12 protein-coding genes, 7 tRNA genes and 1 pseudogene are annotated in these 13210 nt (G+C 66.1%); 12 read left to right on the plus strand and 8 right to left on the minus strand.

Annotation, left to right across the window (positions count from 1 at the left end; translation table 11 throughout):
- Positions 1-12: 12 nt before the first annotated feature.
- The 4 genes from ACSDHM_RS10865 to ACSDHM_RS10880 all read right to left on the minus strand — a co-directional run bounded on the left by ACSDHM_RS10865 (position 13) and on the right by ACSDHM_RS10880 (position 4784).
- Positions 13-1443, minus strand: coding sequence for a DcaP family trimeric outer membrane transporter (locus tag ACSDHM_RS10865; protein ID WP_188240870.1), 1431 nt, complete (start codon positions 1441-1443; stop codon positions 13-15).
- Positions 1444-1957: 514 nt separating this feature from the next.
- Positions 1958-2800 (minus strand): thiol:disulfide interchange protein DsbG, encoded by an 843-nt coding sequence (gene dsbG / locus ACSDHM_RS10870; RefSeq protein ID WP_088496182.1) that lies wholly within the window; start codon positions 2798-2800, stop codon positions 1958-1960.
- 30 nt (positions 2801-2830) lie between these two features.
- A complete protein-coding gene (locus tag ACSDHM_RS10875; RefSeq protein WP_111201503.1) occupies positions 2831-3634 on the minus strand; it encodes a TlpA disulfide reductase family protein in 804 nt (267 codons plus the stop codon).
- A gap of 82 nt (positions 3635-3716) precedes the next feature.
- On the minus strand, positions 3717-4784 hold the full coding sequence (locus ACSDHM_RS10880; RefSeq protein WP_227837751.1) for a GlxA family transcriptional regulator: 1068 nt from the start codon (positions 4782-4784) through the stop codon (positions 3717-3719).
- A 186-nt stretch (positions 4785-4970) separates the two neighbouring features.
- Between ACSDHM_RS10880 and ACSDHM_RS10885 the strand changes: the two genes are divergently transcribed.
- The 7 genes from ACSDHM_RS10885 (at position 4971) to ACSDHM_RS10915 (ending at position 6305) form a co-directional block, all read left to right on the plus strand.
- Positions 4971-5369: a heavy metal-responsive transcriptional regulator gene (locus tag ACSDHM_RS10885; protein ID WP_005417119.1), complete on the plus strand. Its 399-nt coding sequence runs from the start codon at positions 4971-4973 to the stop codon at positions 5367-5369.
- 103 nt (positions 5370-5472) lie between these two features.
- Positions 5473-5548, plus strand: a tRNA-Ala gene (locus ACSDHM_RS10890).
- 54 nt (positions 5549-5602) lie between these two features.
- Positions 5603-5678, plus strand: a tRNA-Glu gene (locus ACSDHM_RS10895).
- 183 nt (positions 5679-5861) lie between these two features.
- Positions 5862-5937 (plus strand) — tRNA-Ala (locus ACSDHM_RS10900).
- A 49-nt stretch (positions 5938-5986) separates the two neighbouring features.
- A tRNA-Glu gene (locus ACSDHM_RS10905) sits at positions 5987-6062 on the plus strand.
- Positions 6063-6106: 44 nt separating this feature from the next.
- A tRNA-Ala gene (locus ACSDHM_RS10910) sits at positions 6107-6182 on the plus strand.
- 47 nt (positions 6183-6229) lie between these two features.
- Positions 6230-6305 (plus strand) — tRNA-Glu (locus ACSDHM_RS10915).
- A gap of 140 nt (positions 6306-6445) precedes the next feature.
- On the opposite strand, the gene ACSDHM_RS10920 is transcribed toward ACSDHM_RS10915, so the two are convergent.
- Positions 6446-6862 (minus strand): GNAT family N-acetyltransferase, encoded by a 417-nt coding sequence (locus tag ACSDHM_RS10920; RefSeq protein WP_353080314.1) that lies wholly within the window; start codon positions 6860-6862, stop codon positions 6446-6448.
- A 76-nt stretch (positions 6863-6938) separates the two neighbouring features.
- Here ACSDHM_RS10920 and ACSDHM_RS10925 point away from each other — a divergent pair, with 76 nt between their 5' ends.
- Positions 6939-7895 (plus strand): SOS response-associated peptidase family protein, encoded by a 957-nt coding sequence (locus tag ACSDHM_RS10925; protein ID WP_353080313.1) that lies wholly within the window; start codon positions 6939-6941, stop codon positions 7893-7895.
- Between the two features lie 124 nt (positions 7896-8019).
- On the opposite strand, the gene ACSDHM_RS10930 is transcribed toward ACSDHM_RS10925, so the two are convergent.
- Entirely contained in the window at positions 8020-8400 is a 381-nt protein-coding gene (locus ACSDHM_RS10930) for a response regulator (RefSeq protein ID WP_061479069.1), read from the minus strand.
- A 132-nt stretch (positions 8401-8532) separates the two neighbouring features.
- Between ACSDHM_RS10930 and ACSDHM_RS10935 the strand changes: the two genes are divergently transcribed.
- Both ACSDHM_RS10935 and ACSDHM_RS10940 read left to right on the plus strand, forming a co-directional pair.
- A tRNA-Leu gene (locus tag ACSDHM_RS10935) sits at positions 8533-8618 on the plus strand.
- A 269-nt stretch (positions 8619-8887) separates the two neighbouring features.
- Positions 8888-9095 (plus strand): annotated as a pseudogene (locus tag ACSDHM_RS10940) (GGDEF domain-containing protein); the annotation flags it as partial.
- Positions 9096-9122: 27 nt separating this feature from the next.
- Here ACSDHM_RS10940 and ACSDHM_RS10945 read toward each other — a convergent pair.
- Positions 9123-10949 carry a methyl-accepting chemotaxis protein gene (locus tag ACSDHM_RS10945; protein ID WP_188240866.1) on the minus strand — a complete coding sequence of 609 codons (1827 nt, stop codon included), beginning with the start codon at positions 10947-10949 and terminating at the stop codon, positions 9123-9125.
- 530 nt (positions 10950-11479) lie between these two features.
- Between ACSDHM_RS10945 and ACSDHM_RS10950 the strand changes: the two genes are divergently transcribed.
- Both ACSDHM_RS10950 and ACSDHM_RS10955 read left to right on the plus strand, forming a co-directional pair.
- Positions 11480-12568: a DUF5694 domain-containing protein gene (locus ACSDHM_RS10950; RefSeq protein ID WP_252744508.1), complete on the plus strand. Its 1089-nt coding sequence runs from the start codon at positions 11480-11482 to the stop codon at positions 12566-12568.
- A 61-nt stretch (positions 12569-12629) separates the two neighbouring features.
- On the plus strand, positions 12630-12920 hold the full coding sequence (locus tag ACSDHM_RS10955; protein WP_061479066.1) for a putative quinol monooxygenase: 291 nt from the start codon (positions 12630-12632) through the stop codon (positions 12918-12920).
- On the opposite strand, the gene ACSDHM_RS10960 is transcribed toward ACSDHM_RS10955, so the two are convergent.
- Complete coding sequence (locus ACSDHM_RS10960; protein WP_072167439.1) at positions 12862-13164, minus strand: hypothetical protein; 303 nt, start codon at positions 13162-13164, stop codon at positions 12862-12864. The genes ACSDHM_RS10955 and ACSDHM_RS10960 overlap by 59 nt on opposite strands.
- Positions 13165-13210: the final 46 nt, after the last annotated feature.

Below are 13210 nucleotides of genomic sequence, written 5' to 3' on the forward strand. Positions count from 1 at the left end.
CGCCGCTGGCGCTTACTTGATGAAGTTGTATTGCAGGCTGCCCTGCACCCGGACCGTGTCGCCGCGCGCGCCGCCCTGCTGTTCCAGGCGGCCGTACAGCAGCTCCATGCCCATCGTCCACGACGGCGCCGGGCTCCAGATCAGGTTGAACACGCCGTATCGGCTCTGCCGGAAGGCGTCGGCAGCGAGTGCCGCGTTCCGCTCCAGGGTCAGCTGGCCGAAGATCAGGTTCGAACGCCACAGCCCGGACCAGTAATGCGTGTAGCCGACGAAGCCGCCGTGCAGGTCCAGCGCGTCAAGACGGCCATCGGCACCGACCACCGCGTCCAGCCCGGAGCCGGTCAGGTCCGCGGTGTAGCGGCTGAGGCCGCGCCCGCCGAGCGCGCCGAACAGCAACAGATCGCGCTCGCCTACCGATGCCGAGCCACTGAACTGCAGGCCGCCGGCCATGCGCCGGTCACGCTCGCCGTCACCGTCATAGGCCAGGCTGCGCGCCACCGCGCCCAGCTGGAGATGGCCCCAGTCGCGCTCCATGCGTGCGGTCACGGTCACATCTGGCAGCCGGTTCACTGCGGCCCGTTCATCACTGGCACCGGCCAGTTCGGTCCTGGGGTCTTCGGCCGCCAGCGTCAGGGTGTTGCCCTTGCCCATCGCGAAGCTGTGGTGGATGCCGGCCACCAGCAGATAGCCGGCGCCGCCGGGACCGGCGAAGTCGAGCGTGTCGGGCAGGCTGTCCGGGTCCATGAAACTGGAGTAACCGTAGCCGGCATAGGTATTGCCAAGCTGGCCATACGCGTGGCGCAGACGGAACGCGTAGCCATCGCTGCTGCCGAAGAAATCATTCTCCAGGTAGAAGCGCAGGTTGCCGTGCGTGGTCGGGCGCCGCGCCTCGAAGCTGAAGCGGGTCTGTTTGGCGTGGATGTTGAAATTGGAGACATCGCGATGGCTGCCGCCCACCGGCATCGATGAGGGGATGAACTGATCCTCGTCACCGGCCGCACGCGAATCGGCAATCGCATCGAGCTTGGCATAGCCGCCAATGCGGATCACCGTGTCAGTGCCTGGAATGGCAAAGAAGCCCTTCAGATCCGGGTCGGTCGGCCCAGCAGCGCTGTCGGGACGCGAGGCCGCTGTTGAGGGATCGGCCACCGATTCGCGCTGCGGCAGCACCGGTTGCGCCACACCCGGCACCTGGGTGGGATGCAGCAGGTTGGCACTGCTGCCAGGTGGTGTCACCGGCGCCGCTACCTGCGCAGCGGCCGCGACAGCGCCCTCGCGTTGTTCGAGCCGTTCCAGGCGCTTCTGCATGCCCTCCAGTGCCTGTCGCATGGCAGCGATTTCCTGGCGCAATGCGTGCGCATCCTCCTGGCCATTCTGCCGCGCATAGGCTGGCGTGACCGCCAGCGCGGTCAGGCAGGCCAGACTCAGTACCGCAAAGCGCATTGCATCCTCCCTGGACGAACATTCGCAGCGCACTGACGGCGCGCGCACAGGCGCAGCTCCGACATTGCGTTGCCATTGCTGGAAATGCGGGTACTGCGTCGACGACACCGGCCAGCCTGCACGTGGCAGGCAACAGGACGATGACACTGCCCCGCCCGTACCGATATCGACGCCATCAGGGCCGCACTGCCGGAGAGGTGGCGACCGCAGCGGTCTGGGTAACAACCAGGGAGTGAGAACGTCGTGAATGGCTGTGCCGACTGCCCCGGTTCAGGGCGTGTCAGGCGCGGCATCCCTGGCGCGTTGACGCTGTATTCCATGCGTCACAGGCTAATCCGCCTGTCGTTTTTGGCCTTGATTGGAATCAAGGCGCGATGCTTGATGTCAGTCACGATTCAGACGTGACGACGAACAGGAGGTGCGCAGCCTGCATCACCCGCACAGGTGACGAAAAGCAACAGGCCCGCATGCTGCCATGTGGGCCTGTGATGTCGCATCACGGCGTGGGTGCCGGTCAGCGCGGGCCCAGCACCGTCTGCAGGTCAGCGCCCTGTGGCAGGCCGGCGCGACGCTGCACCTGGCCCTGTGCATCCTGGAACAGGATGCCCGGCGTGCCCTGGAAGCCCATTTCAATCATCAGCACCTGGTTGGCATCGAGCTTGCCGGCGATCTCGCGGCTGATGCTCGGCAGGGCCTTGATTCCACCACGGTCGAACTGGTGTTCGTTTTCCAGCAAGGCCGCACTCGGGTCACGCGCAGACAGGATGGCCGCAGCCTTGGCCGGGCTGTCCTCACGAATCACGCCGACCATGATGTGGCGCAACTGCACCTTGCCGGCGTCGACCCACGGACGCGCTGCTTCCCAGAACTTGTGGCAGTACGGGCAGTTGGCATCACTGAAGGTATAGACCACGCGCGGCGCATCAGCCTTGCCGTCACGCACCCAGGCACTGGCCTCCAGCTTGGTCCACATCCTGGCCGACATCGGTGCTGAAACCAGCTTCTCCACCGCCTCGGCGGCCACGTCGTTGCCCTCGGCATCGAACAGGCTGCCTACCAGCACATGCTTGCCGTCGGCGGTGACATAGGCTGCGGCCGGTTGCTGCCCACCCACCACGCCAGCGAATCCACGCAGGCCACCCGGTGCATCGAACTCGGCAACGACTTCAAAACCGTGCTTCTCGATGCCTTTCAGCACTGCGGGGCGCTCGCCCTTGGCCGCTGGGGCCTGAGCGCTCGCTGCCGGCGCTGCCGTTGCCTTGCCTGGTGGGGTCTGGGCCTGACTGCAGGCGGCCAATGCCAGCATGACCGGCAGCAACAGCACCGCCGAAGCGATGCGCAGGGAAGTCGACAACATGGGAACTCCGTAGTGAGATGCCCGCGCAGGCTACCGCAGCCGGCGCAGTTTGTGTTCAAGACCCGCCGCCGTCAGTTCGCCAAGGTGCAGTTCACGCAGGCGGCCTTCGGCGTCGAAGAACAGCGTCGATGGATAGGCCTGTACACCCAGCACGGTTGACGCCGAGGCGGTATCGTCCAGCAATACATTGCCCAGCCGGAGCTGTTCGGATGCGATGAAACCCTTCACTTCGTCCAGGGTTTCTCCCTGGTTGAGGAACACGAACTGCACGTCAGTGTGGGTCTGCTGTGCGGATGCCAGTACCGGCATCTCGCGACGGCAGGGACCACACCAGCTGGCCCAGAGATTCAGCACCACCGGTTTGCCACGGAATTGCTGCAGGTCGATCCTGCGCCCCTGCAGATCGGCCACCTGGACCGCCGGCAGCGGCATTCGCCGCTCCTGCCATGCTGCGAGCAGGTGGCTGCCCGCCGCCCACAGCACCACACCCACCAGGGCTCCCGCCAGCACCGGCGCACGCAACGCGCGCCACAGCCGCAGCCGCCAGGTGCCCCACGCCAGGCCCGCAACCAGCACGACGGCAAGGTGATACCCACCGTCGGCGATCTGCAGGATGCTCCAGGGGGCCTCACGGTAGAGCGCGAAGTTCAAGGCCACGAAGCTGATGCGTCCACACAGCAGGCCGATCAGCAACATGTCCAGGACCAGGCTGGCCGCGGAAGGCACTGCCATCCCGTCCTTCGGCCGCGGCCACAGGTGGGCCACCGCCATGGCCATAAGCACGCACATCAGGATCAGCACCACCGGCATCGGCACCGGTCCAACACTCGACATCAACCCACCTGTCACATCATCTCGTTGCCTGCATGGTCAAAGCGTCGCGCCCAGGTTGCAAGTGCGACGCCCACCGCAGGCTTCAGGCCGCGCTGCGCGGCATCTGCATGCCAGGCGCCGGTTGCAGCCCGCGCAGGCTGCCCGCCACCGACGACAACAGCGGTCGTTCGCGCCGATTGTTGTTGACCTGCCGGCGATAGTTGGCCGGCGTCATTCCGACAATGCGCAGGAACAGGCGGCGGAATGCGCTCTGGTCTGCATAGCCCACGCCCCAGGCCACTTCATCGATACCCGCCCCCTGCTGCAGCAATGTCTGCGCCTTGGCGATACGCAACCGCTGGCAATACTCGATCGGACGCAGGCCGGTGGCCTTCAGGAAGCGCCGCTGCAGAGTCCGCGGTTCCAGTCCGGAAACCTCGCAGATCGCTCCGAGCGTGGCCCCACGCGCAGCGGTGGTATGCAGCCAGCGTTGCGCCTTCAGTACGTCGCGATCGCCGTGGGCGAAGTTGGCACTGAAACGCTCCAGATCCTGCTGGATCGCCGCTGGCACCGTGATCCCCAGCTGCTGCGCCACGGAGCTCGCCACGCCCTGACCGTGCAGCCGGTACAGCAGGCGCAGGGCGAGGAAGCGCCAGGCCTGGGAACCGGCCACCGTCAGCAGGTCACCGTCGTCGACCAGCGCACGCTCACTGGGCACCCAGCTGGCCGACGGTCCCTGCAGGCCCGGATGACGCCCGAGGTCCGGCCCACTGACGGTGCGGCCGGCAAGCAGACCCGCGCGTGCCAGCATGCTGACACCATCGCTGGCAGCTGCCAGCAGACTGCCGCCATCGTAATGCGCGCGCAGCCAATCCAGCAGGACCTCATCGGCGCGCAGGCAGACGCCTTGACTGATCTGGCCAGGCACGGCGATCACGGCGGGAATGTCCGCCTCGAGCATCTCCGCGCCGGCAACGCGATGCACGCCGGTCTGGCTGGCTGGCACGACCCAGCGGGTCACCAGGACACGCTTGAACGGGCGACGCTGCTGCTGGGCAAGCCGGTTGGCGACGTGTGCCATTTCGGTCAGCACCGAGGCCGCCGACGGGTCCCCTCCCGGGTACTCGACCACCGCGACCTCTACGAATCCCTCGTTCCTGAATCCTTCCACAGAGCATCTCCTCGGTTCGTTGCAGGCCATCCAGCGGCCGGTTCAGGCGCAGGGTAGGAACTGCCACGACGGCGGGGCTATGAAGAAAGTTGCAAAGTGCGCTGAATGCGCCGTCAGCGACGGGAGCTTGACCCTGGACCTGACTCCAGGCTTCAGAATGACCGGCAGCATCCGCAGGAATCCGCCATGAACATTGGTCAACTGGCGCGCCAGGCCGGCGTACCGATCGATACCGTGCGCTACTACGAGCGCCAGCAGTTGCTGCCCACCGCGGCACGCTCGGCCGGGGGCTATCGCATCTTCGGTGAGCAGGACCTGCGCCGGCTGCGCTTCATCCGCCGCGCCAAGACGCTGGGCTTCAGCCTGGAACAAATCGCCGAACTGCTGGCACTCAGTGATGGCCATCCGCAGGACATGGGCAGCGTGCGCGACGCGGCGCAAGCCCGACTGCAGGACATCGCGCAGCGCATGGCTGAACTGCAACGCATGCACAGCGCGCTCTCGCAGCTGGTCGACGCCTGCCCCGGCCACGGCACCCTGGATCAGTGCCCGATCCTGGCGGCGCTGACCGACGGCGCCGACTGAGTACGTGTGATCGTCGTTCCCTTCGCAACGCGCGTGAAGAAAAGTGCAACAAATGCTTGCCAACCCTCTGGGGCAAGGCTATTATTTCGCTCCTCAGCGACGTGGGGCCATAGCTCAGCTGGGAGAGCGCCTGCATGGCATGCAGGAGGTCAGCGGTTCGATCCCGCTTGGCTCCACCAATCTTTCGGCATTAGGCCGTCGAAAGGTCGCTAAAGAACATTGATGAGAATTGCGTCCCCATCGTCTAGAGGCCTAGGACATCACCCTTTCACGGTGGCGACCGGGGTTCGAATCCCCGTGGGGACGCCACTCATCACGAACAACGAGGACCCGGCCGATAACCGGGTCTTTTTGTTCACCGCCTACCGGCATTCAGGTTGTGGCGTTGCGGTTCCCCTGCCCTTGGTGGCAACGGTTGAACCGGGACGAAAAAGTTCAAAAAAAACTTCCACAAACGTGAACACGCAGGTATGATAGGCGGCTCGGTAACACGGGGCCATAGCTCAGCTGGGAGAGCGCCTGCATGGCATGCAGGAGGTCAGCGGTTCGATCCCGCTTGGCTCCACCACTTTCGACATTAGGCCGTCGAAAGTTCTACAACTTGAAGTTTTTCGTGCGTCCCCATCGTCTAGAGGCCTAGGACATCACCCTTTCACGGTGGCGACCGGGGTTCGAATCCCCGTGGGGACGCCAGTTTCAAAACGGACTCTGCTCCCGGCAGATATCCGGAGTTTCATGGGGCCATAGCTCAGCTGGGAGAGCGCCTGCATGGCATGCAGGAGGTCAGCGGTTCGATCCCGCTTGGCTCCACCACCTCGACATTAGGCCGTCGAAGGATCTACAACTTGAAGTTTTCGTGCGTCCCCATCGTCTAGAGGCCTAGGACATCACCCTTTCACGGTGGCGACCGGGGTTCGAATCCCCGTGGGGACGCCAATTCTTGAAGACCCCGACTCCGGTCGGGGTTTTTCTTTGCCTGTGATTCCTGGGAAGGCCCTATCCACGCATGGCGTGGATCTACTGCAGGGCCCGGGTAGATCCACGCCATGCGTGGATGGCTTCATCCCGCCCACGGCTCAGAACCGCCGATACATCCCGATCGATGCCGGGGCAGTCGGTGCGAAACCAAACTGCGCGTACAACCGATGCGCCTCGCCATCGGCCAGCAGGCTGACATACGCCGACGGCGGCAGGTTGGCCCGCATCCAGCCGTCCAGGCGCCGCATCACCTCCTTGCCCAGACCCTGCCCCTGCAACCGCGGCAGCACCGCGATGTCGCAGACCTGCAGGTGGCAGCCGCCATCGCCGACGATACGCCCCATCGCCACAAGTTCTGCACCCTGGTAGGCACACACGCCGAACAACGTATTGGGCAGCGCGCGCGCAGCTGCTTCCCGGGTCTTGGCGCTGAGGCCTGCGAGCACACGCAACTGGCAATAGTCCTCGACCGTGGGCACGGCTTCGCGGAACTGGCAGGTGATGGAATCATTCATGCGACATCTCCGGATGGGTCGGGCTATCCTGCCGCATCCACGTCGCAGCCGCTGCGACCCAGGCCCCCAGAGTCCCATGTGCTATTCCGCCTTGATCCGCGCTGACTACGCCAAGCTGGTACGCGAGTTCGGCGCCATCCTGTCACTGGAGGAGTTCGCCGAACTGTACGCACACGATCCGGGCAAGAAACGGCCGAAGACCCCGAAGGCGATGGATGACGGATTCGCCGGTGCGCGTACCGAACAGGGCCGGGACATCGTGGCGAAGATCCAGCAATGGCATGCGCAGGAGCAACAGGCCCTGGAGGCCGAACTGGCCCGGCAACGCGAACGACGCGATATTGCCCATGCCACGCTGGCCACCCGGCCCACGCAGAAGGCGCGCAACGACCTGCGCGTGGCCGGCAACCGCATCGAGCGCGCACAGGCCCGGCTGGAAGACCTGCATCGGGTGCAGCTGCTGCCGCGTGACAACCGCATTTTCCCCGGCACCTACGCACCGGTGATGGTCAGCGAGAACGGCCAGCGCGTGATCAAGCCGATGCGCTACCAGTGCCGGCTGCCGGACAAGCCGGCGCGCAACGACGTGCTTTACCCCGGCACCTACAATGCGCGGCGCGACAGCCTGGAAGGTTACTGGCGGGGTGCGTTCGGACTGCGCCACGGCGTGGTGGTGGTACAGGCGTTCTACGAGCACGTGCCCCGCCACGCCATCGCCGGCCGCACCCTCGGTGCCGACGAAAAGGAACAGGACGTGGTGCTCGAATTCCGTCCCGATCCGCCCCGCGACCTGCTGCTGGCCTGCCTCTGGGCAGAATGGGAAGGACCGGAAGGCCGCCTGCTGTCGTTTGCCACGATCACCGACGCACCGCCCAGCGACGTCGCCGCTGCCGGGCATGACCGCGGGGTAGTGCCGATCCGCAAGGAACACCTCGACGCCTGGCTCAACCCCGAACCGGATGACCTGGCGCGCCAGTACCGCATCCTCGATGACCGCGAGGAGATCCGTTACGTGTACGAGGAAGCGGGCTGAGCGCCGGACGCAATTGAAAAACCCCGCCTGGACGGGGTTCCTGGATCAGGGGTTGCCGCCGAACTTCGCAGACGCGAGCATTCAGCCGTCGGCAGTATCCCCCTGCCGGTCCGTGACGGACGGCTCAGGCCTTGACGCTGGAGCGACCCACCGCTCGCGCCAGCGCGCGTGACAGATCAGCCGACAGGTACGGCTTGACCAGCAGCAGGCCGGCCAACATCGGCGCCGGCAGCTGCTCGGCCAGCATCCCGGTGGCCAGCACGAACGGAATGCCACGCGCTGAAAGCGCTGCAGCCACCGGCTCACTGGTCTCGTTGCGGGCCAGGCGGTAATCCAGCAGGGCCACGTCAGGAGTGCTCTGCTCCAGCAGCCGCAGGGCCTCGGACACACTCGCTGCGAGGCCAACCACGACCGCACCGGCATGCACCAGCTGCATCTGCAGCAGGGCCGCACTCATTTCGTCGTTCTCGACCACCAGCACCCTCAGGTCCTGCAACACTGTCATCGGCTACCGCTCCTGGAGGCAATTGCACGCTGGGAGTATAGCTATCAAGGGGCCAATGCCGACAGGAACCGCCCTCATAGGCCCTCCTACTATGCATCGCCTGCCGACCTCGGTTACACTCGTACGCTGCCTGCCGGTGTGGCGGAATGGTATACGCAGCTGACTCAAAATCAGCCGGGGGTGACCCCATGAAGGTTCGAGTCCTTTCACCGGCACCACAGCATCAAAGGCCAGGTCCGTGATCTGGCCTTTTGCTTTTCCCGGGCCAGAGCGCCGACACTGGCGAAGATGCCCCAGCATGCCCTGCCCGCGCGATTGCCCCTCCTGCGGGCGTCCGACGCCGTCGCCTCGTCCCACTACCTCTCGCTGCCGGGCGTGATCGAGCACACCAGCTGGGGCCACGTTTCCGAACGGGCGATGGCGCTGCAGATCGCCCGCCATCTGCCTGACGCATCCGATCAGCGTTGGCGCTGGGGACGCCAACAACCTGCAGGCGGTCGCCGCGATCCTCGACGGCTGCCCGCAACGCAGTGATGACCTGCTGGCCCGCGACGGCGGCGAGGAATTCATCGCCACCCTGCGAGCGCCTGCGCGCCGCCGTGGAAACCGCCGCCCTGCCCGCCGCTGAGGCCCATGTGACCATCAGCATCGGCGTAGCCTGGCAGGCCGCGCATGAGCAGGCCGAGCCACGAGGCCGGGGAACAGCACTCCGACCGCCGGGCCTAGACCGCACGCAGCACCGCCGCGCCGTGCAGGTGCCCCGCGCCACCCTGCACGCGGAAGCTGGCCACGGTCTGCAGAAGCTGCGCTGACTGCTCCTCCATGCTGCGCGCCGCGGCCGAGGCTTCCTCGACCAGCGCAGCGTTCTGCTGGGTGCCCTGGTCGATCAGATCGACAGCGTGGTTCATCTGCTGGATGTCGTCGCTCTGCTGCTGTGCGGCCGTGCTGATCTCGGACATCAGGTCACTGACCCGGCGCACGTTGAGCACGATCTCGTCCATGGTGCGGCCGGCGCTCTCAACCTGCGCGGTGCCGGCGCCGACATTGGCCACCGACGCATCGATCAGCTGCTTGATCTCCTTGGCGGCACTGGCCGAGCGCTGCGACAGTTCGCGGATCTCGGTGGCGACCACGGCGAAGCCACGCCCGTGTTCGCCCGCACGCGCGGCTTCCACCGCGGCGTTCAAGGCAAGGATGTTGGTCTGGAAAGCGATGCCGTCGATCACGCCGATGATGTCGACGATGCGCCGCGAGGATGCGTTGATCACCGCCATGGTCTCGACCACTTCGTGCACCACGTTGCCGCCACGCGCAGCGACATCGGCAGCCCCACCGGCCAGCTGACTGGCCTGCCGTGCGTTGCTCGCGGTGCGCTGCACGGTCTCGGCCAGGCCCTTCATCGACATGGCGGTCTCCTCCAGCGACGCTGCCTGCTGCTCGGTGCGCTGCGACAGATCGCTGTTGCCCTGCGCGATCTCGGTGGCACCGACGGCGATGGTGTCGGCGGCAAACTTGATCTGGCCGATGATCGCAGCCATCGCCTCGACCAGCGAATTCACGCCTTCGCACAGCTCGGCGATCGGCCCGTGCTTGTCGGCGGTGGCCACGCGCCGGGTCAGGTCGCCCTCCTTGGCGGCCGCCACCACTTCACGGGTCTGCGCCACGGCGCGCTGCATGGCCTGGTTCTCATGCACCTGCGCGGTGATGTCGGTGGCGTACTTGACGACCTTGAACGGCTTTCCATTGAGATCCAGGATCGGGTTGTAGGACGCCTGGATCCAGACCTCGCGCCCGCCCTTGCCGAGGCGCCGGTACTGGCCGGCATCGTATTCGCCACGGCCCAGCTTCTCCCAGAACTGCCGATACTCGGCACTGCCACGATACTCGGGCTCGACGAACAGCGAGTGGTGCTGGCCACGCACGTCGTCCAGGCTGTAGCCGGTGGCTGCCAGGAAGTTCTCGTTGGCCGAAAGGATGCGGCCGTCCATGCCGAACTCGATCACCGCCTGCGACTTGTCGATCGCCGCCAGCTGCCCGGCCGAGTCGGCCGCCTGCAGCTTCTGCGCGGTGATGTCGGTGGCGAACTTGACCACCTTGTAAGGCCGCCCCTGCCGGTCCAGCACCGGGTTGTACGAGGCCTGGATCCAGATCTCGCGCTGGCCCTTGCCGAAGCGCCGGTACTGGCCAGCGTCATATTCGCCACGCCCCAGCCGCGCCCAGAAGTCGCGGTACTCGGCGCTGCGCGCCTGCTCGGGATCGACGAACAGGGAATGATGCTTTCCCTGGATCTCCTCCAGCCGGTAGCCCATCGCCTGCAGGAAGTTGTCATTGGCCTGCAGGATGGTGCCATCGAGGGCGAACTCGATGACCGCCTGGACCCGGTGCAGCGCCGCGACCTGGGCTTCCAGCTCGGCACGGCCGTCGGACACGGCCTCGGCGCCGGTGCGGTGCTGGGGTGCCAGCGCGTCCAGCAGGGCACGCCACGGCGACCAACGGGTATGCAGCTCAGCCGGCGCCTGTGCGCCCGCCGTGAAGCCTGGAATGAGCATTGTCTGATCCTCGGTGTCCGGTAAGCGGTTGCGACCCGACGGGCGGGATGCCCGGCGGCAACTTCAGGTGCCAGGGACTACAGGTGCCAACCGGCACCTCTCGAGCGACTGCCACGAACGTCTGCTGCGGGTGCGATCGGCATCTGGGAGCGGCGGAACACACAGCGCGGGCCGCCCATCGGGGACGGCCTGGGGTCCTGCGGCGGGTGACTGGAGCGGGATCCAGAGGGAATATCGGCGAGGCGATCGGTGGCTTTAGCCGGATTACGCGACGTCCGTCGCAACTTCAGATGCAGCTGCAGGGACGCGGTAGACAATCGCGATGTACTTCACATTCTGCTCACGCTCGGTGGGGACACCGGGTGTCATCACGGAACATGTCGCGCGTTGCCGTCGTCACTGGGCAGAGCCTTGCCGGGCACGATGCAGTTCAGGCCCAAAAGGTTTGCATGACCAACGGGCGATTCCGTGGCAGGTGAAAACGGCCAGCATGCAGCGAACTGCAGGACGCGCACTGACACGGAGATCGCATGTTCCCACGCTTGGCCAGCCTCCTGATCCTGGGCCTGTGCAGTACCGGCGCCCTCGCTGCCGATGCCACCTATCGGCCCGCCTTCCATCCGGACCAGCTGAAGGGGCCGCCTGTCGGGCGACCGAACGAGGTGCTGGTACTGGGCACCGCCCACCTGTCCGGCCTGCCCAAGTCGTTCCAGCCCGCCTTGCTTGAACCGTTGCTGCAGCGACTGGTCGCCTGGAAGCCCGAACTGATCGCCACCGAAGACCTGTCCGGCCTCCAGTGCGATTCCATGCGTCGCTACCCGGAACGCTATGCGCAGAGCGTGGCCACCTACTGCTTCGACACCACCGCTGCGCAGGCTGCCACGGGCCTGGACGTGCCCGCAGCGAACGCCCAGGCCGAGCGCCTGCTTGCGACCTGGCCGGACGAGCCGACGCCCACCCAGCGTCGTCGGCTCGCAGCATTGTTCCTGGCAGCGGGCGAACGCGGCTCGGCGCAGGTGCAGTGGCTGCGCCTGCCTGCGTCCGAGCGCAAAGCCGGCGATGGGCTGACGCCGGCCCTGGTCGAGATCCTCGGCAAAGGCCTGGTCCGCCGCAATGAAACCAGCCTGATCGCCGCCGTCGTTGCTGCCCGCCTCGGGCATGAACGGCTGTGGGCCGTGGACGACCACACGGCCGATTCTCCCACACCGGCCGAGGATGAAGCGGCGGCCAGTGCAGCCATCACCGGTGCCTGGAACAATACACACTTGCGGGCGCGACGGGAGGCCGATGAACGCCTCGTGGCCAATCTGGACAAGCCCGGCGGCGTCATGGCGCTGTATCGGGATTACAACAGCCCCGCGGCAGCGATGGCAGCGTACCAGAGCGACTTCGGCGCGACGCTCGTCGAGCCGTCCTCCAAGGCGTTCGGCCGGATGTATGTCGGTTACTGGGAAACCCGCAACCTGCGCATGGTCGCCAACGTCCGCGACGTGCTGGGCCTGCACCCTGGCAGCCGAATGCTGGCCATCGTCGGTGCCTCGCACAAGGGCTACTACGAGGCCTACCTCAATCAGATGCACGACGTGCAGCTGGTCAGTACGGACACGGTATTGCGTTGACCAGGATAGGTGCACGCGATGCGCTGGCACTATCCTGCAAGGCCCGTCTGCAGGTGCCGACATGCTGAAAGTGATCGCCGAGGATTTCATCCATCCCGATGCGGTGGACACCGTGCTTCCCCTGTACCGCGAGCTGGTCGCATGCACGCGGCGAGAGCCGCTCTGCCTCGGCTATGAACTGTTCGTCGACCAGAAGGACCCCGGGCATTTCGTCTTCATCGAGCAATGGCCGGACCGCGACGCTCTGGATATCCATTGCGCCAGCGAGCACTTCCAGCGTCTGGTGCCTCAGATCAACGCGTTCCAGCGCGCACCGTGCCGGGTCCTGCTGATGGACGCGGCACGGGTGTAGTGCCGGAAGCGAGACGCCCGCCGTCGCCGCGGCCATGCCGCCACAGCAACACGCAGGCCGCAACCGTGCAGGCCAGGCTCAGGACCAGCAGCGCGACCGCGCCTTGCTGCAATACGGGCAACAACGCCTGCGCGTACGGGTCGCCGCGCAGCTGTTCGGCGCGCAGGCAGGTGGCCAGCGCCAGGCACCAGCCGACCAGCGCCGGGATGAACATGCGTACCGCAACCGGGTTCCAGGCATTCATGGGTTCACCTGCTTCAGGGGAGATGCGCGCAGTATTCGCGCGTGCC

The organism is Stenotrophomonas sp. T8 (genome assembly GCF_051853085.1).
Classification (GTDB): Bacteria; Pseudomonadota; Gammaproteobacteria; order Xanthomonadales; family Xanthomonadaceae; genus Stenotrophomonas; species Stenotrophomonas sepilia.

Coding starts and splice junctions, on each gene's coding strand:
- ACSDHM_RS10865 (WP_188240870.1), bottom strand. CDS start 1,443: ATGCGCTTTGCGGTACTGAGTCTGGCCTGCCTGACCGCGCTGGCGGTC.
- ACSDHM_RS10885 (WP_005417119.1), top strand. CDS start 4,971: ATGAACATTGGTCAACTGGCGCGCCAGGCCGGCGTACCGATCGATACC.
- ACSDHM_RS10945 (WP_188240866.1), bottom strand. CDS start 10,949: ATGCTCATTCCAGGCTTCACGGCGGGCGCACAGGCGCCGGCTGAGCTG.
- ACSDHM_RS10875 (WP_111201503.1), bottom strand. CDS start 3,634: ATGTCGAGTGTTGGACCGGTGCCGATGCCGGTGGTGCTGATCCTGATG.
- ACSDHM_RS10920 (WP_353080314.1), bottom strand. CDS start 6,862: ATGAATGATTCCATCACCTGCCAGTTCCGCGAAGCCGTGCCCACGGTC.
- ACSDHM_RS10930 (WP_061479069.1), bottom strand. CDS start 8,400: ATGACAGTGTTGCAGGACCTGAGGGTGCTGGTGGTCGAGAACGACGAA.
- ACSDHM_RS10925 (WP_353080313.1), top strand. CDS start 6,939: ATGTGCTATTCCGCCTTGATCCGCGCTGACTACGCCAAGCTGGTACGC.
- dsbG (WP_088496182.1), bottom strand. CDS start 2,800: ATGTTGTCGACTTCCCTGCGCATCGCTTCGGCGGTGCTGTTGCTGCCG.
- ACSDHM_RS10950 (WP_252744508.1), top strand. CDS start 11,480: ATGTTCCCACGCTTGGCCAGCCTCCTGATCCTGGGCCTGTGCAGTACC.
- ACSDHM_RS10955 (WP_061479066.1), top strand. CDS start 12,630: ATGCTGAAAGTGATCGCCGAGGATTTCATCCATCCCGATGCGGTGGAC.
- ACSDHM_RS10960 (WP_072167439.1), bottom strand. CDS start 13,164: ATGAATGCCTGGAACCCGGTTGCGGTACGCATGTTCATCCCGGCGCTG.